The organism is Sinorhizobium sp. GQ132 (genome assembly GCF_059758575.1).
Genome location: NZ_JCAXDX010000001.1, coordinates 313,439 through 335,905 on the forward strand (window position 1 = coordinate 313,439; position 22,467 = coordinate 335,905).

Here is a 22,467-nt window from a genome sequence, read left to right on the forward strand (position 1 = left end):
CCGGCCCTTTTCGTCTCATCGCGCTTCAGGCCCCCATCCGATGCGGCACCGTGGAGGATGATGAGGCCGCGTCCACGCTCGGTGCCAGCCCGGGTCGGCCGGTCAGAAAGCCCTGGATGTGCCGGCAACCCTCGTCGACGATGATCTGTCTCTGCCGCTCCGTTTCGACGCCTTCGGTGACGACCGGAAGGTTGAGGCTGTGGCCGAGCGCGATGATCGCGCGGATTATGGCATGGGCTGCCGGGTCCTTGTCGAGCGAGGCGGTGAAGCTGCAGTCGATCTTGAGCTTGTCGAATGGAAACGTCTGGAGATTGCTGAGCGAGGAGTGCCCGGTGCCGAAGTCGTCCATCACGATCCTGGCGCCAAGGAGGCGCAGCCGGACGAGAGTTGCGAGGACGTCGTCGCGGTTATGCATCAGCGCGGCTTCGGTGATTTCCAGTTCGAGCCGCCTCGGCTCCAGCCCCGTCCGCAACAGAATGGATTCGATCCGGTCGAAAAGGTTCGGGAGGAGGAATTGCACCGGTGAGACATTGACCGAGACCGGCAGCGGCTGGTGCCAGCGCACCGCCTCCATGCAGGCCTCTTCCAGCACCCATTCGCCGATCTGAATGATCGAGCCGCTCTCTTCGGCAATAGGAATGAACACATTCGGGCCGACGAGACCGCGATCGGGATGGCGCCAGCGCAACAGCGCCTCGTAACCGACGATCCGGTCGTCCCGCACATCGACAAGCGGCTGATATTCGAGGAAGAGCTGCCGCCTGACGACCGCATGCCTCAAATCGTTCTCGATCTGCCGGCGCGTGCGCACGGCTTCGTCCATTTCGGCGTCGAAGAAGCAGGCAATGCCCTTGCCGGTCTGCTTGGCCCGATAGAGCGCCGTATCGGCATTGCCGTAGAGCCGCTCCGCGGTGGTGCCGTCGCCCGGACAGATCGCTACGCCGATGCTGACCCCGACCGCCATCGGATCGCGCCGCGTATCCATCTCTTCCGAAAAGAGCTTGAGGATACGGTCCGCCAAGAGTCGCGCGGCTTCCGGCTGCGCCGCTCCGCTCTGGACGATGGCGAACTCGTCGCCGCCCAGTCGCGCGATCGTGTCGGCCTCTCCTGCCGCCGCCCGGAGGATATCGGCCACCTTCCTGAGGATACGGTCGCCTTCCCCGTGGCCGAAAATGTCGTTCACGGCCTTGAAGCGATCAAGGTCGAGACACAGGACCGCCAGCGCTTCATTGTGGTGGACGGCGGCGGCCAGGGCCTGTTTCAGGCGGCGGTCAAAGGAGCTTCGATTGGAAAGATCCGTCAGCGCATCGTGGTGAGCGAGGTGTTCTATCGTCCGTTCGGCATCCTTGCGCGCCGTCAGATCCCGCACGAAGATCACATCGCATTGCCGGCCCTTGTATTCGATCGTTCGGCAGACCCTTTCGACGGGCACGTATCCGCCGTCCGCGTGAAGGAGCTCTCCCTCGCTTGCCCCCTCTCCGGCGCCAAGGTCGTGCGGGCTGCGTCTTCCGGGCGCTTCGGCGAACAGCTCCCGCCGTTGCCTGCCGATGAGCTCGGCGGGCTTTCGACCACAGAGAGTGACGAATCGTTCGTTAACTTCGATGACCTCGCCGCCGCGAAGGATCACCATGCCCTCCAGCGAGGCATTGGCGAGCCCCTTGAGGTCCGTCAGGTGCCTGTCGACGAAGAGAGCGCCGAAGGCCATGAGAATGAGCGTGGTTGATGCGGCGATGACACCCCCCGCGAGCCAGAACGGATCGAAGACGTCCGTTGCCGCGACGCTCGGGTCGGGGATCAGGACGACGCCGCTCATCGACGTGAAGTGCAGGACGCATATCGCCACCACCAGAAGCAGGATGGATGCGGCGAGCCCGCGCACGCCGCGCAGCGCCTCGAACGAATGCAAGGCGAGCGTGGCGATCGACGTGCCGAGAAGAACGGCGGCGAAACTCGTTTCCGGATCGAATGCGACCCGTCCCTGCACCTCTATGGCACGCATGCCGGCCACGTGCATGGCGGCGATTCCGAGCCCGAGCAGCAAACCGCCCACGGCCGGAGCATGGCGCGAGCCTCCGGCCAGGCCTACCGAGAAGGCAATCCAGGACGCCGCGATCGCGACCGCGATGGAAAAGCTCGTGCCTTTGGCCCCATAGGCGATGGGGATTCCCCCGTCATAGGCGAGCATCGCGATGAAATGCGTCGACCATACGCCGATGCCGCAGGCAAAGGCGCAGACTGCAATCCAGAGGCGCCGCTGACTGCCTGCGCTGCGCCGGGCGCGCTCGAGAAGCAGCATCGTCGCGACGCTGCCGGCCAGACAGACGACCGTCGCCACCACGATCAGGCGCCAGTCATGATCATCGCGTATGCATGCAATCACTGAAAACATCGCCGTCCCCCACGCGGAAGACAGCTTGGCAACGAGACTCTAAATAACCGTAAATTGAAGTCTGCACAGCACTCGCGTCTGCCGGAACTCTGCGGCGCCGACCCGGCAGACCCGCCGCCTCACGGATGTCCTGCTGCTGCAATGTCGCCGTCGATCGCGCCGAGCGCCCGATCGATATGACCGTCGAAAACGAGCCGCTGCTCGTCCGGGACCACCCTTATCTGCGGCATGCCCTGCAGGCGGACCTGCAGTGATTGCGCGAGGCCCTCCTCCAGTCCCTTCTCCAGAAGATCGAAATAGCGCGTGCCCGGCCCCGTCACGAAGATCGGCATCGGCTCATAGAGACTGAGCATCCGCGAAATGCCGTTGCCGAGCGCCAAGCCGGCCTGGCGGAAGGCATAGCCGGCCATCCGGTTTCCCTGGCGCGCGCTCGCGGCGATCTTGTCCATCTCCGAAGGCGGAACGAACTTCGCCGGTATGGTGTCGGAGGGCACCTCGAAGGCCGTGCGCAGTATCCCGTAGAAGCCCGCTGCCGCCTCGATGCAGCCATAGCTGCCGCAGCGGCAAAGCCCCGCGGACGGCTGATGCAGCATGTGACCGAAATTCGGTGCCGAGACATCGAGCTCGCCGGACCTGCCCCTTCTGGCAAGCCCGAGGCCGATGCTGTGGCCGAGCGAAACGGCCGCAAGCGCATGGAAGCCGCTCTCGCTTTCCTCTTCTCTTACCGCGAGGGCGTGCGCCACCAACAGCGACTCGTTGCTGAGCATGATCCGCGCGCGCCAGGCGGGCCGGAGCAGTTCCACGAAGTCGAGTTGCTCGTTGCCGAAAACCGGCGACCAGATGAGCCGCGCGCCGTCGCCGGCCACGAGCCCCTTGCTGCTGATCGAAATGGCAAGCACCTCGTCCTTCGATATATTCGAGCGGACGAGCAGGCGTTCGAGCGCTGCTGCCAGAACCTCCCCGAAAACGGCGGTGCCGCGGAGGTCGTGGCTGCGCGGATCCTCGAAACGGTCGAGCAGGATGCCGCCATAGTCCGCAAGCGAATATTGCACGACGTCGGAGGAAATGCGCACGACGACCACGTAGCCGCAGCCGCGTCTCGGCTCGAAGAGAACCCGCGGGCGGCCGCGGCCGACCTGGACGTGCTGCTCGGTCTTGGCGATGATCCCGGACCGCTCCAACTCAGCGGTGATGACGGAGATCGTCGCCGAGGCAAGACCCGTCTGTGCCGCAATCTCCGTGTGGGAAAGTGATCCTTTACGGCGGAGCGCCGAGAGAACCAGGGCACTGTTCTGCTGACGCACAAGCTCGGTGCTGGATTTGGTCAGCATCGTTTACCCTTGCAGCGCCGCGCGCCCGACGAGGCGCTCGAAGGGCGCTGTCGCTCTTCAGGGTGCCGCATGTTCAATCCCTGAACCTGCGCGATCAATCGAAACATGCATCAGCGGTAGCGGGTCCCTCGAAGACATGCCCTTCCCAAAGCATTTGGCGGCCTGCAAGACAAGGCGCGTTCATGATTTACGCAGCGATTTCAACGTGCTGTGGCAATGATTCACACGCTGCGGCGGCCTTGTTGACAGCTTGCGGAAACTCTGACATTTATTTTCTCGACTGTCGAGAAAAAACGCGGCGACGCGATAGCGACAGCATCTGGAGGCTCGTCGGGGATGCGTGCGGGAGGTTCGTGCGCGCGGCCGGGCCATTTGGGAGGATAGGATGAAATCCATTTTGAAGCTGTTGGCGGGGGCTGCCATCATAACGTCCATGCATTCCGCGGCGATCGCCAAGGATCTGGTCATCGGCGTTTCGTGGTCCAATTTCCAGGAAGAGCGCTGGAAGACCGACGAGGCAGCCATCAAGGCCGCGCTCGAAGCTTCCGGCGACAAATATATCTCGGCCGACGCGCAGTCTTCCGCCGCCAAGCAGCTCACCGACATCGAGTCGCTGATCGCCCAGGGCGCCAACGCGCTCATCGTGCTTGCGCAGGACTCCGACGCAATCGGCCCGGCCATCGAGAAGGCAGCCGCCGAGGGAATTCCGGTCGTCGGCTATGATCGCCTGATCGAAAATCCCGACGCCTTCTACATCACCTTCGACAACAAGGAAGTCGGCCGCCTGCAGGCGCGCGAGGTATTCAAGCAGAAGCCGGAAGGCAACTTCGTCTTCATCAAAGGCTCCTCCGCCGATCCGAACGCCGATTTCCTCTTCTCCGGGCAGTTGGAAATCCTGAAGGAGGCGATCGACGCGGGCAAGATCAAAAACGTCGGCGAAGCCTATACCGACGGCTGGAAGCCGGAGAACGCCCAGAAGAACATGGAGCAGTTCCTGACCGCCAACGACAACAAGATCGACGCGGTCGTGGCCTCCAACGACGGCACTGCCGGCGGCGCGATCGCGGCACTCGACGCCCAGGGCCTTGCCGGCTCGGTTCCGGTTTCCGGCCAGGATGCCGACAAGGCTGCGCTGAACCGCGTGGCGCTCGGCACGCAGACGGTTTCGGTCTGGAAGGACTCCCGCGAGCTCGGCAAGAAGGCAGCCGAAATCGCCGTGGCGCTTGCCGGCGGCAAAACCATGGACGAAGTCGAAGGCGTACAGACCTTCAACGGCGGGCCGAAGGGCGTCGCCATGAAGTCCGTCTTTCTCGCGCCGCTGGCGATCACCAAGGACAATCTGAACGTCGTCATCGACGCCGGCTGGATTTCCAAGGAAGAAGCCTGCCAGGGCGCCAAGAGCGACGTTGCTGCCTGCAAATAACCGCAACGACATGGCCGATCTCTGATCTTCAAGAGCGCCGCAACGCACACCGTTGCGGCGCTCTTGCAAGGTGCGAAGCGGACCGAACGACATCGACAGATAAGTGGGGGATGGCATGGCCATGGCCGACATCACAAAAGCCAACCAGACAGGGGCCGATCAGATACCGGGCACGCAAGCCGGCCGCGCCCGCACGACGGACGAAAACCCGGTGAAACGCTTCTTCCGTGCCACCGAAATCGATACCCGGCTGCTCGGCATGGTCGGCGCGTTGGTCATCATATGGCTCGGTTTCCAGGTGATGACCGGCGGACTGTTCGACGGTCTGTTCCTCAAGCCGCGCAACCTGTGGAACCTGACCGTCCAGACCTCGTCCGTCGCCGTCATGGCGACCGGCATGGTGCTGGTCATCGTCACCCGCAACATCGACCTCTCGGTCGGCTCCGTGCTCGGCTTCTGCGGCATGATCATGGGCGTCCTGCAGGCGCAGGTCCTGCCGCAATATCTCGGGCTCGGCCATCCCGCCATCTGGGCGATCACCCTTGCCTGCGGCATCGCGGTCGGCGGCGCCATCGGCGCGCTTCACGGATCGATCGTCGCCTTCCTCAACGTTCCCGCCTTCATCGTGACGCTCGGCGGCCTCCTGGTCTGGCGCGGCGCCACCTGGTTCGTGACAAGCGGCCAGACGGTTGCCCCGATGGACGCCACCTTCCGTCTCATGGGTGGCGGCACCGAGGGCTCCATTGGCGCGACGGCCAGCTGGATCGTCGGCTTTCTCGCCTGTATCGCCATCGTCGGCGCCATTTTGAATTCGCGCAAGCAGCGCAAGCGCTTCGGCTTCCCGCTGCGCCCCGTCTGGGCCGAGTATTTCCTGGCAATCCTCGGCTGCGCTCTGGTGCTTGGCGCCGTTGCCGTGGCCAACCATTATTACTGGCCGGTGAATATCGCCCGCAGATATGCCGATGCGAACGGCATCGCCTGGCCGGACGGCGGCCTGCAGATCTCGCACGGCATCGCCATTCCCGTTTTGGTGGCGATCGTCGTCGGTATCGTCATGACCTTCATCGCCACCCGCCTGCGTTTCGGCCGCTACGTCTTCGCGCTCGGCGGCAACCCCGAAGCGGCCGAGCTCGCCGGCATCAAGACGCGCTGGGTCACCGTCAAGATCTTCACGCTGATGGGCGTGCTCTGCGCCATTGCGGCGGCCATCTCGACGGCGCGCCTCAACGCCGCGACCAATGCCCAGGGCGAACTCGACGAGCTCTACACGATCGCTGCCGCCGTCATCGGCGGGACCTCGCTGGCCGGCGGCGTCGGCACCATCGCCGGCGCGATGATCGGCGCGCTCGTCATGCAATCCCTGCAGTCGGGCATGGTCCTTCTGGGAATCGATACGCCCTTCCAGCGCATCGTCGTCGGCGTCGTGCTCGTCACCGCCGTCTGGCTCGACACCGTCTACCGCGCCCGCGCAAAATAATCAGGAGTTCGAACATGACTGAACAACGCACTCCGCTCGTGGAAATGAAGAACATTTCCATCTCCTTCGGCGGCATCCATGCGGTGGACGATGCCTCCGTCGACCTCTATCCGGGCGAGGTGGTCGCCCTCCTCGGCCATAACGGCGCCGGCAAGTCGACGCTCATCAAGATTCTCTCCGGCGCCTACAAGCGCGATGCCGGCGAGATCCTGATCAACGGCGAACCGGCCGAGATCAACAATCCGCGCGACGCCAAGAAATACGGCATCGAGACGATCTACCAGACGCTCGCCGTCGCCGACAACGTCGACGCTGCCGCCAATCTCTATCTCGGCCGCGAACTGCGCACCCCCTGGGGCACGCTCGACGACGTGGCGATGGAAGCCAAGGCCCGCGAAGTGATGGGCCGGCTCAACCCCAACTTCCAGCGCTTCAAGGAACCGGTGAAGGCGCTCTCCGGCGGCCAGCGGCAATCGGTGGCGATCGCCCGCGCCATCCTCTTCGACGCCCGGATCCTGATCATGGACGAGCCGACCGCGGCACTCGGGCCGCAGGAAACCGCGCAGGTCGGCGAGCTCATCAAGCAATTGAAGCGCGAGGGCATCGGCATCTTCCTGATCAGCCACGACATCCACGACGTCTTCGACCTCGCCGATCGCGTCTCCGTCATGAAGAACGGCCAGGTCGTCGGCCACGCCCGCACCGAGGACGTGACCAAGGACGAGGTGCTCGGCATGATCATCATGGGCAAGGTACCCCCCAAGGCCGTCCCCGGCCCCGGCGCCATGCAGATGGCGTGAGGTGGTACAAACCCGCCAATGCCGCGTCGACGGGCGCGGCATTTTCTTCGCAAAAGCCGCCTCCCCCAGGCACCAAACGCAAATTTCCGCTGCAAACCCCGTCAATCACCATTGAAGCGGCGCGCAAGCTAGGCTAAGAACCGCACACAGCCTGCTTCGGCGGCCCTGCCGCCAAACGGATGCACCCGTAGCTCAGCTGGATAGAGTGTTGGATTCCGATTCCAAAGGTCACAGGTTCGAATCCTGTCGGGTGCGCCACTATGTACACTAAAATCAATGACTTAGGTCAGAAAACGGCGGTTTTGCTACGTTTTTCTGCTACGTTTTGCTACGTTTTTGCCCCTTCAACAGCGGCGAACCAGCACCCCCGTGGAAAATTGTTCCGCACTTGCGCTCTCGCAAGCATAGAGAATTTGTTTTCAAATCAAATTCCAGGAATTTTCAAGTGTTATCAAATACTTGTTGACTCCGCTGACGCGGTTGCTGCATAAGTCCGGCATTTCAGCACCACTTCTATTTCAGCACGGTCACCACATCATGAGTCTTGATTACATCGTTCCGCGAAAGAACGGAAAGTACAGCTTCCGCATTACAGTTCCCAAAGCCAAACGGGCGAAGTTCGGCAAGCGAGAATTTTGGGTAACCTTGGGAACAAAGGACCGAAAGGAAGCGATTGTCAAAGCCGCTGCCCTTCTCGACCAGTACATGAAGCTGTTTAAGGCTGACGAAATTTCCGACTCAACGCCGCTCACCATGCCGCTGATCCAGCAGACGAGCGAAAGACTCGGTATCCAGTACCACACACCCGAAGCCATCGAAGCGGCATCCGTTCAAGATTATGTCGCGATGATGAGCCGGGGTATTGAGGCATTGGAGAAGATCAAGAACCCCGACATTGCGGAAGTGGCGGCTATTGGCGGTGCGGTCGAACCACCCGCCTTGAACATGCTTGAACTGTTTGACCGGTTCGTTGAAAGGTCGGGGGACAAGTTCCTTGGACTGGATACGCGGGCGCGTGAAAAGAAGGTGAACCGGTACAAGGCGGCGGCTACCGATTTTGTCGCCATCATGGGCGAAATCGACGTGGTCAATATGACCTCAAAGGAAGCATTTGACTTCGCCGCAAAGCTCACACATCGGGTGGCAAACGAAGAAATCGAGCTTGAGACGGCTCAGAAGAAGCTTCAGCACGTGGGCATGTTCGTGCGGAAGGTTTTCCAATCGGACTACCCGACCAAGACCAATCCTTTTGAGTACGCCAAGATTGAAAGCAATGGCGCTGTCGAGACGGGTAACACCGCAAACCATCTCTGCGAAAGAGGCTGCCCGGCTCCGGCTCGCAGCACTAAAGCGGCAATGAGTAGGCGCGTTCAGACAAGCCGACCTGGAGCGGATTCTTCAGACGGCCAAGAAGGCCGGCGCTGTTGTTCAGGTCCACTTGAGGACGCTGCAGGTGAAGATTTTGCCGGCATCCGACGGAGCATTATCTGTCAACGACGGATTCGCGCCGGACGGAAAGGAGAACTGGAATTGACTGTTGAACCGGTTGCTCCCCCGCACCTCAGCAATGTCATCGCGTATTCTTCGTTCTCGGTATCGTGTATTTCGCTCGCGAGCTATGGGCACCCGCCGCCGCTTTTAACTGGTGGGTGCGGGTGGTTTGGCTCATTTGGATAGCCGTATGGGGCGGCTATCATCTTATCAGAACCATGCGAGCACGGAACGAACCGACCGTGTGAACCGACTTGATCGGCAAGCGCACTCCATTCACGCGATTGTTTTCTCCCGTCACACGTGAAGGTATAGACCTCGCGAGGTAAATACCCTAATTTTTTACGGGTGAAATGTTGCGGGAAGCCCTATCGGGTTTGGAGACGGTGCCAATTGATCACGTTGTCGTACGGAACTCTCGCGTTGAGCCTGCTTGGCACGGCGCTGTTGACGGTAATTCTCTTCAACAGAGTTTTAGGGAAGAAGCATAAAGCAATCCAAGAGCGCCTTGACGTGCTTTCCGAAGAGCTTTCCGAAAGCAGGGCTCAGATTGAGGGGCAAAAAGAAGAGTACGCCCTCTTGTCCAAGATAGCGAAGGAAAGACTTCATATCATCGATGAGTACCAAGACACGATCAACGAGTTGACGAACAGCAGTAGAGTGTTGAAGAGCAGCACTTGAAATGATTGGCGATTACCGCTCATAGCTCCCGGCTTCGGGGGCTTTATTTATTCCGTGACCAGCGCAACCAATTTGCGCTCAACGACACAAGCTTCGATGGGGCTAGTTTCCTCGTTCAGAATGCGAAGCAACGTTTGCTGATCGGGCATCCGCACCAAACAGCGGTAAATTGCCATGGCTTCATGCTCGTCGTCGGGATCACCCTCTTTCAATTCTTGACGTTGCTCCAACGCGGCGGCTCGGCATTCCTCAAGCGTTTCCGCAAAGTAGAGCAACTGGTCATTTGGCGGTGAAATCTGATACGCGTACAACGTTACATCTTCCATTCGAAGCGATACCTCTTTCAGTAATCACGCGCGCAGGTATAGTCCAAATGTGGGCATTGGAAATTGTTGAATCCTACAATTAGCACGGGCTGAAATATGAACCGCGCCGTAGTATCGATATGAGAATACGCCGCCTTAGAAGGGAAGCGTCTCAGCCTCTAACGCCCTACACCTTCACGATGAACTGGCAGTTCACCCGCGCGGCGCAGCGCGTCTATTTCGAGGAAGGCGAACCGTTCTGCCACGTCTTTCGGTGGCGCGACGGGAACTCGAAAACCTCGATCCGCGGATGGCTAGGCTCTCGGAGAACCCTGAGCTCGAGGCCGAACACGCGGCATGGGCGGCCGGCCGCTTCCAGTTCAACGCTACGCTGTCCAATCCGGATTCCGAGGCGGCGAGGAAGAAGTGGCAAAAGACCTATTTTCGAGGGAAGTATCCCTCGGGCGATGATGCGCCCGACGACCATCGAAGCAAGCTTCGGCTGGCGCCGTTCAGGGCAAAACGATAGGCACGGTGGAACCGGAGGATCAGGGCGATCGATCATCTGGAGAAATTCTCCTATTTTTCAGCTGGCGAAGAAGTACAGGCTCAAGACAGCTTGGGGCACGGACATTCTGTCCAACCCCACGATGACCAAACATCAGGGCGCCATCCTCGCCACGATGTCCCGTTGGTATTCGAATGACGAGATCCTCACTATGGCGACCAGCTCGAATGCCGCATTGCTGGCGATGTCCTGCCCGCGCAATCCTTATCCCGGTAGGATCGGTGTGATCGAAGCGGATGCTTATGCTGATATCCTCCTCGTCGACGGCGACCCGATCGCTGACATCAAACTGATCGCCGATCCGGATGCGAACCTGAAGATTATAATGAAGGATGGACGCATCTATAAGAATACGCTGACAGCATAATGGGAGCTGCGCGGATCAGGTGTCCCTGATCGCAATTGAGAAGCGGCCCTGACCCTCTTCAGCAAATGTGTCGCCGGCGACATCCTTATGGTCTTGGGTGGGCCCCCGGCCAATGCCGGAGAGCACGGCGACCAAGCCGTCATCTACACCACACCACCACATAGCGTAATCGCTCAGGGCCTAGCCTTCGAGGCGGCGGCTCTCCACACTGTCCCTTGTCAACTGTGTTCAGTGTGCCGAAGCGATGAGGAGAACCGCCATGAAGTATTATGCCGGACTGGATGTCAGCCAGCAAACGACCTCAATCTGCATCGTTGATGAGGAGGGCAAGACTGTTGCCGAACGGAAGATGGCATCGTGCCCAGAGGCGATTAGTGAAGCGCTTGAGCCGTTCGCGGTAACCCGTGCAGGACTGGAAACCGGTCCCCTGTCGGTCTGGCTATGGAATGGATTGAAGGAACGCGGCGTTCCCATCGTCTGCATGGATGCTCGCCATGCCAATGCGCCCTTAAAGATGATGCCTGCCAAGACGGACCGCAACGACGCCATTGGCCTGGCGTAGATCGTTCGTACGGGTTGGTGCAAGAGCGTTCATATCAAGTCAACGGCAAGCCACGAAGCTCGGGCACTCCTTGCCACTCGTAGCCAAATTTGTGCGAACCCGCTGCGACCTGGAAAACCAGATCAGAGGTGTCCTTCGCACCTTTGGTATCCTGTTTGGCAAACGGGTTGGTGGGTTCGTCAAGCGTGCCGAGGAAATCATCGATGGCGAGCTCGATGCGTCGCCAACAATCCAGGCTGTCGTGGAAGCATTGATGCGGGCACGTGCCAACATCCTTGAGCAGATCCGTCATCTCGAGGCGAAGGTTCGCTTGATAGCGCGGCAGAACAAGGTCGTCAGACGGCTGATGTCGGTTCCTGGTGTGGGAGTTATCACTGCGCTCGGCTTCGCCGCAACCATTGATGATCCGACACAATTCAAACGATCGTCCAGCGCCGGGCCTACCTTGGTCTAACACCTCGCATCTATGCCTCCGGTGAGACGATGAGATCCGGGCGCGTTTCGAAACGGGGCGACGACTTTCTCCGACGCAGCCTGTATGAGGCAGCCAATGCGCTGCTGACGCGTATTCCGCGGTCCTCGCTTTGAAGAGCTGGGGGTTTCGCATCGCGCGGCGTGGCGGCTATCGAAAAGCTAAGGTAGCTGTAGCCCGAAAGCTGGCCGTGATCCTTCACGCAATGTGGATATCGGGTGAACCCTTCCGTTGGTCATCGCAAGAGCCGGGCGATCTGGCATCATTACAGTGATGTCCATGATTAGCTGAGATCAGCGAGATCGTCCGGTCAGGACGATGGCGCGGTCAAGACCGATCCCAGGAATGCGATGCTGTCTGATACAGGCAACCGCGAACAACACATTGGTCGACCGAGCCTATCCAACGCCATGATGAGGCGGCCAAAGTGCCGACCTCGAAGAGAACCATGAGCCTGACCTGTGACGCCCTCGGCGATCAACTTGACAACCGCGATTAGAGAACTCCCGGGACACGATCTCATCGTGAGCCGACCTCCTCACTATCGGCATCGATATTGAGGTGGTAGCGCGTGTAGCGGCGTTCTCCCGTTCTGGTCAGTCCGCCGATTTCCACCAACTCGTGCAGATCACGCGTGGCGGTCGCGCGTGACGCCTTGGTGATGCTGATGTAATTTTCAGCGCTCAGCCCACCCTTGAAACCGTTGATCCCCTCGCGGAACATGCGGGCAATCGCTTTGCTTTGCCGCTCGTTAAGTTGGCCGCCAAGCCGCCCGTAAAAATGTGCTTTGGCAATGTAGAAATTGACCCGCCGCATCGTGGTCTGTTGGGCTTCCAGAACCGTTTGCGCAAAATAGACGAGCCAGTCGGTTATTTCCGTGCCTTTGTTACTCGCCTCAAGCATATCGTAATAACGCTTTCGGTTCCGCTCGATGGTAAAGGCCAGAGAAATCAGGCTGGGTTGCCCTAGGCTTTGCGCCAGAGCCTTTTCAGAGAGCGCACGCCCTATTCGGCCATTGCCGTCCTCGAACGGATGAATGCTCTCGAAATAGATATGCGCCATCCCGCTGCGGATCAGAGGCGATAGTGGTGCATCCCCATCAGGTGCCGTCCGATTGAACCAGGCAATGAACCTCTCCATCTCGGTCGGTATCTGTTTGGATGGCGGTGCTTCAAAATGGATTTTGGGCCGGCCGATACTACCCGATATCACCTGCATCGGGTCGCTATGGGCGCGGTACGCCCCGATGGTTTCAATGCGCCGCTCCCCGGCCATGACCATCCTGTGCCAGGCAAAAAGCGCCTCGTCGGAAAGCGGATTGGCAAAACCTTGATAGAGATCGACCATCATTTCCGCGATACCGCGCTCTTGCGGCGGAATATGCTGGTCATCGATACCGAGACCAAATTGATTACGGAGTGAGGATTGCAGGCTGTCGCGATTGAGCATCTCACCCTCGATTTCCGAGGTTTTCAAGGCTTCATCGCTGATAAGCTCGATGCGGAGCATGTCTCGCTCATCCGGTCGGATATGCCGATACGCACCAATGAATTCGCCCGAGCGCAACAGGAATTGCTTTTCGAGCGGTTCAATCGCTGCCGCGTCAAACGTGAGTTTTGGCCAATTGACCTGCTGCCAGTTCCAGATCATGAGTTATAGGGCGCCTTTTTATAACTCACAATACCAACAATATTTGAGTGATAGCAAGCTATTCTATCGCTCAACGGTGTTAGGCGGTAAAGAAGCTCGCAGCAGAGCGACCGTCGAATTCATTGACAAAGCGCTTCGCCCGTTCGTGTTCTAACGGCCGAGGCCCCAAACGTCCGGATTTCGTGCGAAGTACTCGATCAGCATTTCTACGAGAACACGGACTTTCCGCGCGGGGTGCTGACCCGGCGGTCGGACGACATACGCGCCCGCCGAAGGTGGGGGGTAGCGCCTCATGACCGGGACGAGCGCGCCGGAGGCCACATATTCGTGTGTGATGCAATCGGGGAGCCAGGCGATGCCGAGTCCTGCCGCGGCGGCAGCGGCAAGCGCCATAGCGTTGTCGGCCTTGAACCTGCCCTGCGGCTGAACCGTGACAATCCGGCTGCCATCCATGAACTGCCAGGTTTCCGTTCCCTGCATCAGGGCCTGATGGTTGACCAGTTGCTCCGGCGTCTCAGGTGAACCGTGCGCTTCGATATAGGCCGGGCTTGCGACAAGCTTTCCATAGATCGGTCCGACGCGCTTCGCGATGAGGTTGGAGTCCTGAAGGTAACCAACCCGGATCGCGCAATCGAAACCTTCGGAGATGAGATCGACGAAGCGATCGCTGTAGGAGGTATGGATGTGCAGCTGCGGGTGTTGTTGCGCCATTTCCGCAAGCACGGGGGCGAAGTGGGTCGGGCCGAAAGAAAGCGGCATGGCAACCCTCAGGCGGCCACGCAAATCACCGGTAGGGAGGATCGTTTCCCTGGCCGCATCGATCTCGGCGCTGGCTCGGGCCGCATGATCTCTGAACGTCACTCCCGCTTCTGTAAGCGCGGCGCCGCGGGTCGTTCGTGCAAGAAGCTGGACCCCAAGCTCCGCTTCAATCCGAAAGAGCCGCCGACTGACGATCGATTTGGAGACGCCGAGCCGGCGCGCGGCAGCCGATACGCCCCCGGCATCGGCCACTGCCACGAATGTCTGTAGATCCTCGATATCCAATCCGGCGTTCCTCGTTTCGCGACACAGCTTGTCTGACTATGGCACTATCGCACCACCACAAGGAACAGCAAATTGAGTCCAGGCAACGTCGCCCGCTGGCGCATGTCTCCCGTGAAACCCGTTGCCGTCCATAGCGGCAGAGAAAGGAAGTCTTGATGACCCCTCGTAACGGACTTGATTCGCTTCTTCGACCCGAAGACTCGGTCCTCGTTCTGATCGACCACCAGCCCTATCAGCTCACAAACGTGAACAGCCACGAGCCGCAGATGGTGGTCAACAATGCGGCGGCTCTGGCGAAGGCCGCCAAGGCCTTCGGCGTGCCCACGATTCTGACGAGCGTGATCGCTGACCGGGGCGGCCGTATCTTCCCCCAGATCACTGACGTGTTTCCCGGCCAAGAGGTGATCGATCGAACGTTCATCAACACCTGGGAGGATGAGAAGGTCGTGGACGCGGTCAAGGCCACCGGACGCAAGCAGATCATCATCGCGGGCCTGTGGACCGAGATATGCGTTGCGATGCCGACGATCCAGGCGCTCGGCGAAGGTTGGGACGTGACGGTTGTCACCGATGCATCCGGCGGCACATCGGTCGAGGCCCATGAGGTCGCGATCCAGCGCATGATCATGGCTGGCGCAAACATGATGACGTGGCTGTCGGTGGCTGCGGAATGGCAGCGCGACTGGGCCCGCACGGAGCATGCCGCCGAGCTTTCGGAGGTGCTTGTGCAGCATGCCGCCGGCAGCGGCATCGCCTTCCTGTGGGAGCAGCAACTGCTCAACACGCCGGTACCACGGGACGCGGACTGATCCGAGCGGGGATGACGAGAATCTTGAACGACGCTTTGTGAGCCGATCGTTCGTCGAGCCTCGTCATCCCCATTCTGCTGAGCTGCGTAAATCTTCCGAGAGATTCGCTCCGTACCGGAACAAAGCGGAATGCGATTCGGTTGACTCCCCGGATATACAGGGAGTTAGCCATGGCAGTCTCGGCACGAGCCCAATGGAAGGGCTACCTCCGATTTGGTGAAGTCACTGCGCCGGTGGCGCTGTACACCGCCACATCGACCTCCGACCGGATCGCCTTCCACACGGTCAACCGCGAAACCGGAAACCGGGTACGGCGCGAGTTCGTCGACAGTGTCTCCGGCAAGCCGGTGGAAAAGGAAGATCAGGTCAAGGGCTACGAGATCGGCGACGAGCGATATGTGGTGCTCGAGCCGGAGGAAGTCGCCTCCGCCGTTCCGGAGAGCGACAAGACGTTGCGGGTCCAGGCATTCATTACCTGCGACGACGTCGACAAGGTCTATTTCGACAAGCCGTATTATCTGACACCCGACAAGATGGGCACCGACGCATTTGCCTTGCTTCGCGAAGGCATGCGCAAGAAGAAGGTCGCCGCAATCGCCCAAACGGTCCTTTTCCGCCGCATGCGCACCGTTCTGCTTCGACCGCACGACAAGGGCCTGATCGCTACGACCCTGAACTTCGACTACGAGGTTCGGAGCGCCAAGGAGGCCTTCAAGGAGATTCCGGACATCAAGATCGAGGGCGAGATGCTCGATCTTGCCAAGCACATCATCGGCATGAAGAAGGGCACCTTCTCGGCCGAAGAATTTGACGACCGCTACGAGGCTGCGCTCGCCGAACTGATCAAGGCAAAGCTTGAAGGCAAGTCGCTGCCGAAACGCGCACCGCCGAAGGTCTCGAAAGCCAATGATCTGCTTGAGGCGCTCCGCCAGAGCGCCGGGATGAAAAAGCCGCCGGCGGCATCGAAGAAGCGCGCGAGCAAGGAAAGCGCGGCAAAGACCAAGGCGAAAACGGCTGCAAAGAGCGCGCCCGCCCAGCGCCGCCGCGCAAGCTAGAGCGGGATGAGGAAAGTATTGCGATTTTTCGCCCGCATCCCGCTCTACCTGTTGGAACCGGTCACGTGCATGTTTTCAGGTCGAACCGGCCTAAAAACAATCATGATCCAGGGAGGTGAACGATGGCGCCCCCGCGTCCATATTGGAAAGGCTACCTGAAACTCTCGCTCGTCACCTGCCCCGTTTCGATGATGCCGGCGACCAGCGAGTCCGAGAAGGTCCGCTTCCACACGCTCAACCGCAAGTCCAACAACCGTGTCGTCTCCCGGTACGTCGATGCAGTGACCGGCAAAGAGGTCGACGACGACGACGAGGTGAAAGGTTACGAGCGCGGCGAAAACGACTTCCTGGTAATCGAGGACGAAGAACTTGAGAGCGTGGCGCTCGAAAGCGCCAGGACGATCGACATCGAGAAGTTCGTTCCGCGCGAGGCGATAGAATGGATCTGGCTGGAGAAGCCTCACTACCTTACGCCCTCGGACGAGGTCGGCCACGAAGCTTTCAGCGTGATCCGCGACGCCATGGTAGCCGAGAAGGTCGCCGGCATTTCCCGGCTCGTGATCGGCCGGCGCGAACGCGCCGTGATGCTGGAACCGTGCGGCAAAGGCATCATCGTATGGACCCTTCGCTATGGCGACGAGGTGCGCAAGCCGGAGACTTATTTCGCCGATATTGGCGATGGGGATGACGATCCGAAGCTGATGAGCCTCGTCACCTCGCTGATCGAAGAACGCAGCAAGCCATGGAACCCGGATATGGTCAGCGATCCCGTTCAGGAAAAGCTGCTCGAAATCATAGAAAGCAAGCGGAAGTCTGCGAAGAAGGTAGCCAAGCCGAAAGGCAAGGAGGGAGAGCCGGTCCATGCCGGGAACGTCATCGACCTCATGGCGGCGCTCAAGGGAAGCCTGGAGAAAAAGAAACCCGGAGGCAAGAAGTCTTGAGTCGAGCGGCCTGCGTTGCCGGAGCGATCCGGGTACCGCGAGGGTGGCAACAACGGTTCATCCAACATCGCCAGGTCGTCAACCAGGTTGGCCTGCGCTCCGCGGTTATCAGGGCGGTCGCAGCCATCCGTGCGGCGGCTATCGCAAGTGTAGCCTTGCCGATATGCTGGGTATAATTGAATGGTTTTCTTCGTATTGTTCCAGAAAGTTGGAAAGTGTCGAATCCAGGAACTCCGACCTTCGAGCAGCTCCGCGTCTTTCTGGCGGTGGTCGATAGCGGAAGCTTTGCCGGGGCCGCGCGCAGGCTCAACCGCGCCGTCTCTGTGATAACCTATGGCGTGGCCAATCTCGAAGCGCAGCTCGGACTCGAGCTGTTCGAGCGCAAGGGCACGCGCAAACCGCAACTCACGGCCGCCGGGCGCGCAGTGCTCGCCGAAGCGCGTGGCCTCGCCGAGGGCATCGAGGGCCTGCGCGCCAAGGTCAAGGCGCTGCATGACGGCCTGGAAGCAGAAGTGGATATGGCCGTCGACGTGATGCTGCCGACGGAGCGGCTGGGAAAGGTGCTGCGAGCCTTCGCCGAAGCCTTTCCGACGGTATCGCTGCGACTGCATGTCGAGGCGCTCGGAGCGGTGACTGCGGCAGTACTGGACCACAAGGCCATGATCGGCATCTCCGGTCCCTTAGCGACCGGCGTTCGAGGCGTGGAGTGCATCGCGGCAGGCTCCGTATCAATGGTCCCGGTGGCGGCACCCCATCACCCGCTCGGGCGCATGGAGCGGATAGCGCCGGGCGATGCCCGCGACCACGTCCAGCTTGTGCTGACGGACCGTTCCCCTTTTACCGCAGGCCGGGACTTTTTCGTGCACAGCCCGCGTACGTGGCGGCTTGCGGATCTTGGCGTGAAGCATGCGCTGCTGCGCGAGGGAATCGGCTGGGGAAACATGCCTCTTCCACTCATACGACCCGATCTGGCAAGCGGCGCGTTGCTCCGGCTTTCCATGCCGGACCACAGGGGTGGCATCTACCGGTTCGGCGGCATCTGGCGCCGGGATACCCCGCCGGGACCGGCCGCGGCGTGGCTGCTGAACCAGTTCGTGACGCTCGGAGCCGCTGACATCGAGGAAGCCGGACTTTCCGACATTTAGAGCACCGGGAGAAGCGTTCCCGTCCGGTGTGGTCTCGGGTGAAGATTACAATGGTCTCAGCAGATGACGCACGATCGGCGGGTGATCACCGATATGAAAGGCGTTGAGCGTCTGCTGGTCGATCTGATCGGCATGGGTGACGCGGGCGTGCTGGCGCTGATGCTCCAGCCAGCTTTCGACCACGAAGCTCTCGACAACCCGCCCGGGTTCGGCAACGTCTTCCCACACATCCCAGCGGATCGCTCCGTCGCGTTGCCGTACCGATCGGAAGCGACGCAGGGCCGCAACGAACTCGGCCGTCCTCTCGGGTGCAATCCGATACTCGATCTCGACCAGAACTGGTCCGCGGTCGCCGGCGGGCTGTACCGAGACCACGGGTTCAGCCCAGTGGTGCGAGGGCGCCAAGTCGACGCCTGCATCCCTGGGAAGACGCCAGATCGCCGCGAGAACGAGTGCCGCCGCCTGGCCGATTGCCGCGATGGCAAGCGCCGTCGTGACATCGGTCCGTGCGGCGACCGAGCCCCACAGGACACTGCCGCCCGTCATGGCTCCCTGGAAGACGAGAAGATAGACAGCAAGCGCTCGCGCTTTCACCCAGCCGGGCGAGGCCATCTGCGCGGCGACGTTGAGAGATGTCAGCATGGCGATCCATGCAAGGCCGGCAATCGCCATGACGACGCCCGCCGCCCAGGCGTTCGACGTGATCGCCAGCAACAGGGTGGCCAGAGCGAAGAGCAGCGTCGCGCCGATGGAGAGCGTGTTGGCAGGAACATGCCGGCGCAGCTTCTTGAGCAGCAATGCCCCGACAACCGCTCCGGCACCCATGCAGCCGAGCAGGGCGCCATATCCGGCTGCGTCGAGCCCCAGACCGCGCCGCGCGACCAGCGGCAGCATGGCCCACAGCGCGCTGCTGAAGACGAAGAAGCCGACGGCGCGGACGAGCACCAGACGAAGTGCCGGCGCATGCCGGGCATAGCGATATCCGGCCTTCAGCGCACCGACGAAGTGCTCCGGCGGCAGGGCATGCGAGTCGGCCGGACGCTTCCATCTGATGAGCACGACGAGCACCGCAATGACCGATAGGGCATTGAGCGCAAAGACAGCGGCGGTTCCGGCCACGGCAACGATCACACCACCGAGCGCCGGGCCGATCGCGCGGGCGATATTGATCCCAAGGCTGTTGAGTGCGACCGCATCCGGCAGCGTGGGCTGATCGACCAGTTCCGGTACAATCGCCTGGAAGACGGGCGCGGTAAGGGCGGCGGATATCCCTAGCACCAATGTGGCGGCCAGCAACACATAGGGCGTCGTCAGGTCCTGCCAGGTCAGCCCGGCCAGAACTGCCGCGGCAACCAGACCGAGCGTCTGGCTCGCCAGCAGCATGCGACGTCGATCGACAGTATCGGCCAGCGCGCCTGCCGGCAGCGAGAGCAGGAACATCGGCAAGGTGGTCGCTGCCTGCACGAGCGCAACCAGCAGAGGACTCGGCGACAGCGAGGTCATCAGCCAGCCGGCGCCGACATCGTGCATCCATGTGCCGATGTTGGAAACGATGGTTGCGATCCACAGCGCCCGGAAAACCGGAAAGCTCAGCGGGCCGGCCTTACTTGCCGCGGCAGATTGGTGTGCAGTCATGTCAGCTCCGTCCGACGGCTGGAATCGAAATGAGTTCCCCGATCAAGCGACAGCTCGAGGAGCGTATTGCCTGTCACGTCACACTGCCCAACAACCGCAGCCAAATGCACCCCAGAACGTTCTGGAATCGGCCGTGGGAACACTGGCGCCGAGCGCGGCGGCGTGGTCGTGGCCATGCACGGCACAGCCGTTCGCGCATCCGCAGCGCAGCGACAACTTGGCGCGCGCCTCCGGCGTCTTATGGTAGCCGCCGAAGGTGCTGACCGGCGACCAGTCGGGCATCGGTTTCGGAAGCTCCGGCGCAAGCGGGGTGTATTCGCCGTCCCCATGCACAACCTTACCGCCGAGAAGAGTGAGCACTGACCGCAGATGCACGATGTCGTCATCCGGCACAGCGAAATAGTCGTCGGAGAGCACAGCCAGATCGGCAAGTTGCCCCACCTTTATCTGGCCTTTCTTGCCTTGCTCGCCGGAGAACCAGGTGTTGGCCTCGGTCCAGAGCCGAAGCGCGGTCTCGCGGTCGAGGCGATTGGCTTGCGGATAAAGACGCAGACCGCCGACGGTCTTTGACGTCACCAGCCAGGAGAGCGACACCCAGGGATTGTAGCTCGCCACCCGCGTCGCGTCGGTTCCGGCGCCGACGGGAATCCCTGCCTGCATCATTCTCCGGATCGGCGGCGTGCGTTCGGCCGCCTTCGCGCCGTAGCGCTCGACGAAATACTCGCCCTGATAGGCCATGCGATGCTGCACGGCGATGCCACCGCCAAGCGCGGCGATGCGGTCGATATTGCGATCGCTGATCGTCTCGGCATGATCGAAGAACCAGTTGATGCCGGTGAACGGGATGTCCCGATTCACCTTCTCGAAGACATCGAGCGCGCGGCCGATCGTCTCGTCATAGGTGGCATGGAGCCTCCACGGCCAGCGGTTCTCCGCCAGCAGGCGAATGACCGGCTCGAGGTCAGCCTCCATATTCGGCGGCATCTCCGGCCGCTCGACGCGGAAATCCTCGAAGTCGGCCGCTGAGTAAACCAGCATCTCGCCGGCACCGTTATGCCGGTAACTGTCATCTCCCTCACCCGGTGAGACCTGCTTCACCCAGGAGGAGAAATCGGCGAGTTCCTGCTTGGGCTTCTGCGTGAAGAGATTGTAGCTGATGCGGACGGTAAGCTGGCCGTCGCGGTGCAGCCTTTCAACGATCTCATAGTCATCGGGGTAGTTCTGGAAGCCCCCGCCGGCGTCGATTACGCTGGTGACGCCAAGCGCATTGATCTCGCGCATGAAGTGGCGGGTCGAGTTGAGCTGGTATTCGGGCGGCAGCTTCGGCCCCTTGGCGAGCGTCGAATAGAGGATCGTCGCGTTCGGCTGAGCGAGCAGAAGGCCGGTCGGATTGCCGGCCGTATCGCGCAGGATCTCGCCGCCGGGCGGATTGGGCGTATCCTTCGTGTAGCCGACAACGCGCAGCGCCGCCGCATTCAACAGCGCCCGGTCGTAGAGGTGGAGGATGAAAACCGGCGTATCCGGCGCGGCTGCGTTCAGTTCGCCGATGGTCGGCAGACGCTTCTCCGCGAACTGGTGTTCGGTAAAACCTCCCACGACACGCACCCATTGCGGCGCAGGCGTCCGGTCGACCTGCTCCTTGAGCATCGCCATCGCCTCAGCGAGGCTGGGCACGCCATCCCAGCGCAGCTCCATATTGTAGTTCAACCCACCACGGATGACGTGCGTGTGGCTGTCGATCAACCCCGGAATGACGCGGCGCCCTTTCACGTCGATGATGCTTGCATCGGGTGCTGCGGCCCGCGCCTCGGCTTCGGGACCGACCGCCAGGAAACGCCCGTTGCGGATCGCTATGGCCATGGCGGACGGGTTTTGACGATCGAGCGTGGTCACCTTGGCGTTGACGAGGACCAGGTCATTATTGGGCATGGGAGTCTCCTTGGCATAGGCGCGGAATGGCGAGGAGAGCGCCGCCGCGGCGACGCCGGCGATGGTCTGGCGACGGGTGAAGCTCATGAGTCCTTCTCCCGATTGTGAGGCATCGGTCCGAGCACGTGCTCGGCGCACCCGGTCTTGACGAAAGAAGTCACGCCCTGTCCGGCGAAGGCACGCTTGGCGATCGGTAGCATCTGCTCGCCGAGCAGCATGCCGAACAAACCGACGAGGGCGACGACGGGCGGCGCCGGCGAGCGGACGCCGAGCAGACTATAGACTACGCCCACCAGCAGGCCGGCGCCGAGCGAGAGCAGGTAGATCTTCATGCGGTCTCTCCTTCCCTGCGTTTAGATCGATTCCGGGATGGCTCCGCCCGCCCCCGGAAGG

General features: G+C 61.1%; 21 protein-coding genes, 1 tRNA gene and 1 pseudogene. 15 read left to right on the top strand and 8 right to left on the bottom strand.

Features of this window, described 5'->3' with window-relative positions; all coding sequences use genetic code 11:
• Window positions 1-25: 25 nt before the first annotated feature.
• Both AC6CIG_RS01360 and AC6CIG_RS01365 read right to left on the bottom strand, forming a co-directional pair.
• Window positions 26-2,389 (bottom strand): bifunctional diguanylate cyclase/phosphodiesterase, encoded by a 2,364-nt coding sequence (locus AC6CIG_RS01360; protein ID WP_102764510.1) that lies wholly within the window; start codon window positions 2,387-2,389, stop codon window positions 26-28.
• A gap of 119 nt (window positions 2,390-2,508) precedes the next feature.
• Entirely contained in the window at window positions 2,509-3,720 is a 1,212-nt protein-coding gene (locus tag AC6CIG_RS01365) for an ROK family transcriptional regulator (RefSeq protein ID WP_102762464.1), read from the bottom strand.
• Between the two features lie 385 nt (window positions 3,721-4,105).
• Here AC6CIG_RS01365 and xylF point away from each other — a divergent pair, with 385 nt between their 5' ends.
• From xylF to AC6CIG_RS01395, 6 genes are all read left to right on the top strand, one after another.
• Window positions 4,106-5,143, top strand: a complete 1,038-nt coding sequence (xylF, locus tag AC6CIG_RS01370; protein WP_102762463.1) for a D-xylose ABC transporter substrate-binding protein — start codon at window positions 4,106-4,108, stop codon at window positions 5,141-5,143.
• Window positions 5,144-5,258: 115 nt separating this feature from the next.
• On the top strand, window positions 5,259-6,620 hold the full coding sequence (locus AC6CIG_RS01375) for a sugar ABC transporter permease (protein ID WP_080636707.1): 1,362 nt from the start codon (window positions 5,259-5,261) through the stop codon (window positions 6,618-6,620).
• 14 nt (window positions 6,621-6,634) lie between these two features.
• Window positions 6,635-7,420 carry an ATP-binding cassette domain-containing protein gene (locus tag AC6CIG_RS01380; RefSeq protein ID WP_102762462.1) on the top strand — a complete coding sequence of 262 codons (786 nt, stop codon included), beginning with the start codon at window positions 6,635-6,637 and terminating at the stop codon, window positions 7,418-7,420.
• Between the two features lie 181 nt (window positions 7,421-7,601).
• A tRNA-Arg gene (locus AC6CIG_RS01385) sits at window positions 7,602-7,678 on the top strand.
• A 279-nt stretch (window positions 7,679-7,957) separates the two neighbouring features.
• Entirely contained in the window at window positions 7,958-9,097 is a 1,140-nt protein-coding gene (locus AC6CIG_RS01390; RefSeq protein WP_498322073.1) for a DUF6538 domain-containing protein, read from the top strand.
• A 237-nt stretch (window positions 9,098-9,334) separates the two neighbouring features.
• On the top strand, window positions 9,335-9,592 hold the full coding sequence (locus AC6CIG_RS01395) for a hypothetical protein (protein ID WP_234841214.1): 258 nt from the start codon (window positions 9,335-9,337) through the stop codon (window positions 9,590-9,592).
• Window positions 9,593-9,639: 47 nt separating this feature from the next.
• Here the strand turns inward: AC6CIG_RS01395 and AC6CIG_RS01400 are convergent, their stop codons facing one another.
• On the bottom strand, window positions 9,640-9,918 hold the full coding sequence (locus AC6CIG_RS01400) for a hypothetical protein (protein ID WP_498322075.1): 279 nt from the start codon (window positions 9,916-9,918) through the stop codon (window positions 9,640-9,642).
• Between the two features lie 179 nt (window positions 9,919-10,097).
• On the opposite strand from AC6CIG_RS01400, the pseudogene AC6CIG_RS01405 reads away from it, so the two are divergent.
• The 5 genes and pseudogenes from AC6CIG_RS01405 to AC6CIG_RS01425 all read left to right on the top strand — a co-directional run bounded on the left by AC6CIG_RS01405 (window position 10,098) and on the right by AC6CIG_RS01425 (window position 11,982).
• Window positions 10,098-10,426, top strand: a pseudogene (locus tag AC6CIG_RS01405) (DUF6065 family protein).
• The gene (locus AC6CIG_RS01410; RefSeq protein ID WP_127709502.1) at window positions 10,365-10,832 is read left to right on the top strand and encodes an amidohydrolase family protein; all 468 of its coding nucleotides are present in this window, start codon (window positions 10,365-10,367) and stop codon (window positions 10,830-10,832) included. The pseudogene AC6CIG_RS01405 and the gene AC6CIG_RS01410 overlap by 62 nt, the downstream one beginning before the upstream one ends.
• 259 nt (window positions 10,833-11,091) lie before the next feature.
• Window positions 11,092-11,394 (top strand): IS110 family transposase, encoded by a 303-nt coding sequence (locus AC6CIG_RS01415; protein ID WP_245425136.1) that lies wholly within the window; start codon window positions 11,092-11,094, stop codon window positions 11,392-11,394.
• A 70-nt stretch (window positions 11,395-11,464) separates the two neighbouring features.
• Window positions 11,465-11,848, top strand: coding sequence for a transposase (locus AC6CIG_RS01420; protein WP_280951617.1), 384 nt, complete (start codon window positions 11,465-11,467; stop codon window positions 11,846-11,848).
• A gap of 29 nt (window positions 11,849-11,877) precedes the next feature.
• The gene (locus AC6CIG_RS01425) at window positions 11,878-11,982 is read left to right on the top strand and encodes a transposase (protein WP_280951616.1); all 105 of its coding nucleotides are present in this window, start codon (window positions 11,878-11,880) and stop codon (window positions 11,980-11,982) included.
• Window positions 11,983-12,385: 403 nt separating this feature from the next.
• Here AC6CIG_RS01425 and AC6CIG_RS01430 read toward each other — a convergent pair whose 3' ends face one another.
• Both AC6CIG_RS01430 and AC6CIG_RS01435 read right to left on the bottom strand, forming a co-directional pair.
• A complete protein-coding gene (locus AC6CIG_RS01430) occupies window positions 12,386-13,516 on the bottom strand; it encodes a Fic family protein (RefSeq protein WP_102762459.1) in 1,131 nt (376 codons plus the stop codon).
• Window positions 13,517-13,666: 150 nt separating this feature from the next.
• Complete coding sequence (locus tag AC6CIG_RS01435) at window positions 13,667-14,560, bottom strand: LysR family transcriptional regulator (RefSeq protein WP_102761744.1); 894 nt, start codon at window positions 14,558-14,560, stop codon at window positions 13,667-13,669.
• A gap of 155 nt (window positions 14,561-14,715) precedes the next feature.
• Between AC6CIG_RS01435 and AC6CIG_RS01440 the strand changes: the two genes are divergently transcribed.
• The 4 genes from AC6CIG_RS01440 (at window position 14,716) to AC6CIG_RS01455 (ending at window position 18,510) form a co-directional block, all read left to right on the top strand.
• Window positions 14,716-15,369, top strand: coding sequence for a hydrolase (locus tag AC6CIG_RS01440; protein ID WP_102761743.1), 654 nt, complete (start codon window positions 14,716-14,718; stop codon window positions 15,367-15,369).
• A gap of 170 nt (window positions 15,370-15,539) precedes the next feature.
• Window positions 15,540-16,424: a non-homologous end joining protein Ku gene (gene ku, locus AC6CIG_RS01445; RefSeq protein WP_102761742.1), complete on the top strand. Its 885-nt coding sequence runs from the start codon at window positions 15,540-15,542 to the stop codon at window positions 16,422-16,424.
• A gap of 122 nt (window positions 16,425-16,546) precedes the next feature.
• The gene (ku, locus tag AC6CIG_RS01450) at window positions 16,547-17,365 is read left to right on the top strand and encodes a non-homologous end joining protein Ku (protein ID WP_018098283.1); all 819 of its coding nucleotides are present in this window, start codon (window positions 16,547-16,549) and stop codon (window positions 17,363-17,365) included.
• Window positions 17,366-17,580: 215 nt separating this feature from the next.
• Entirely contained in the window at window positions 17,581-18,510 is a 930-nt protein-coding gene (locus AC6CIG_RS01455) for a LysR family transcriptional regulator (RefSeq protein ID WP_102761741.1), read from the top strand.
• Window positions 18,511-18,555: 45 nt separating this feature from the next.
• Here the strand turns inward: AC6CIG_RS01455 and AC6CIG_RS01460 are convergent, their stop codons facing one another.
• From AC6CIG_RS01460 to AC6CIG_RS01470, 3 genes are all read right to left on the bottom strand, one after another.
• Window positions 18,556-20,145 carry an MFS transporter gene (locus AC6CIG_RS01460; RefSeq protein ID WP_437407604.1) on the bottom strand — a complete coding sequence of 530 codons (1,590 nt, stop codon included), beginning with the start codon at window positions 20,143-20,145 and terminating at the stop codon, window positions 18,556-18,558.
• Window positions 20,146-20,223: 78 nt separating this feature from the next.
• Window positions 20,224-22,161 (bottom strand): amidohydrolase, encoded by a 1,938-nt coding sequence (locus AC6CIG_RS01465; RefSeq protein WP_102761739.1) that lies wholly within the window; start codon window positions 22,159-22,161, stop codon window positions 20,224-20,226.
• Window positions 22,158-22,406, bottom strand: a complete 249-nt coding sequence (locus tag AC6CIG_RS01470; protein ID WP_102761738.1) for a XapX domain-containing protein — start codon at window positions 22,404-22,406, stop codon at window positions 22,158-22,160. Before AC6CIG_RS01470 ends, AC6CIG_RS01465 begins: the two co-directional genes overlap by 4 nt.
• Window positions 22,407-22,467: the final 61 nt, after the last annotated feature.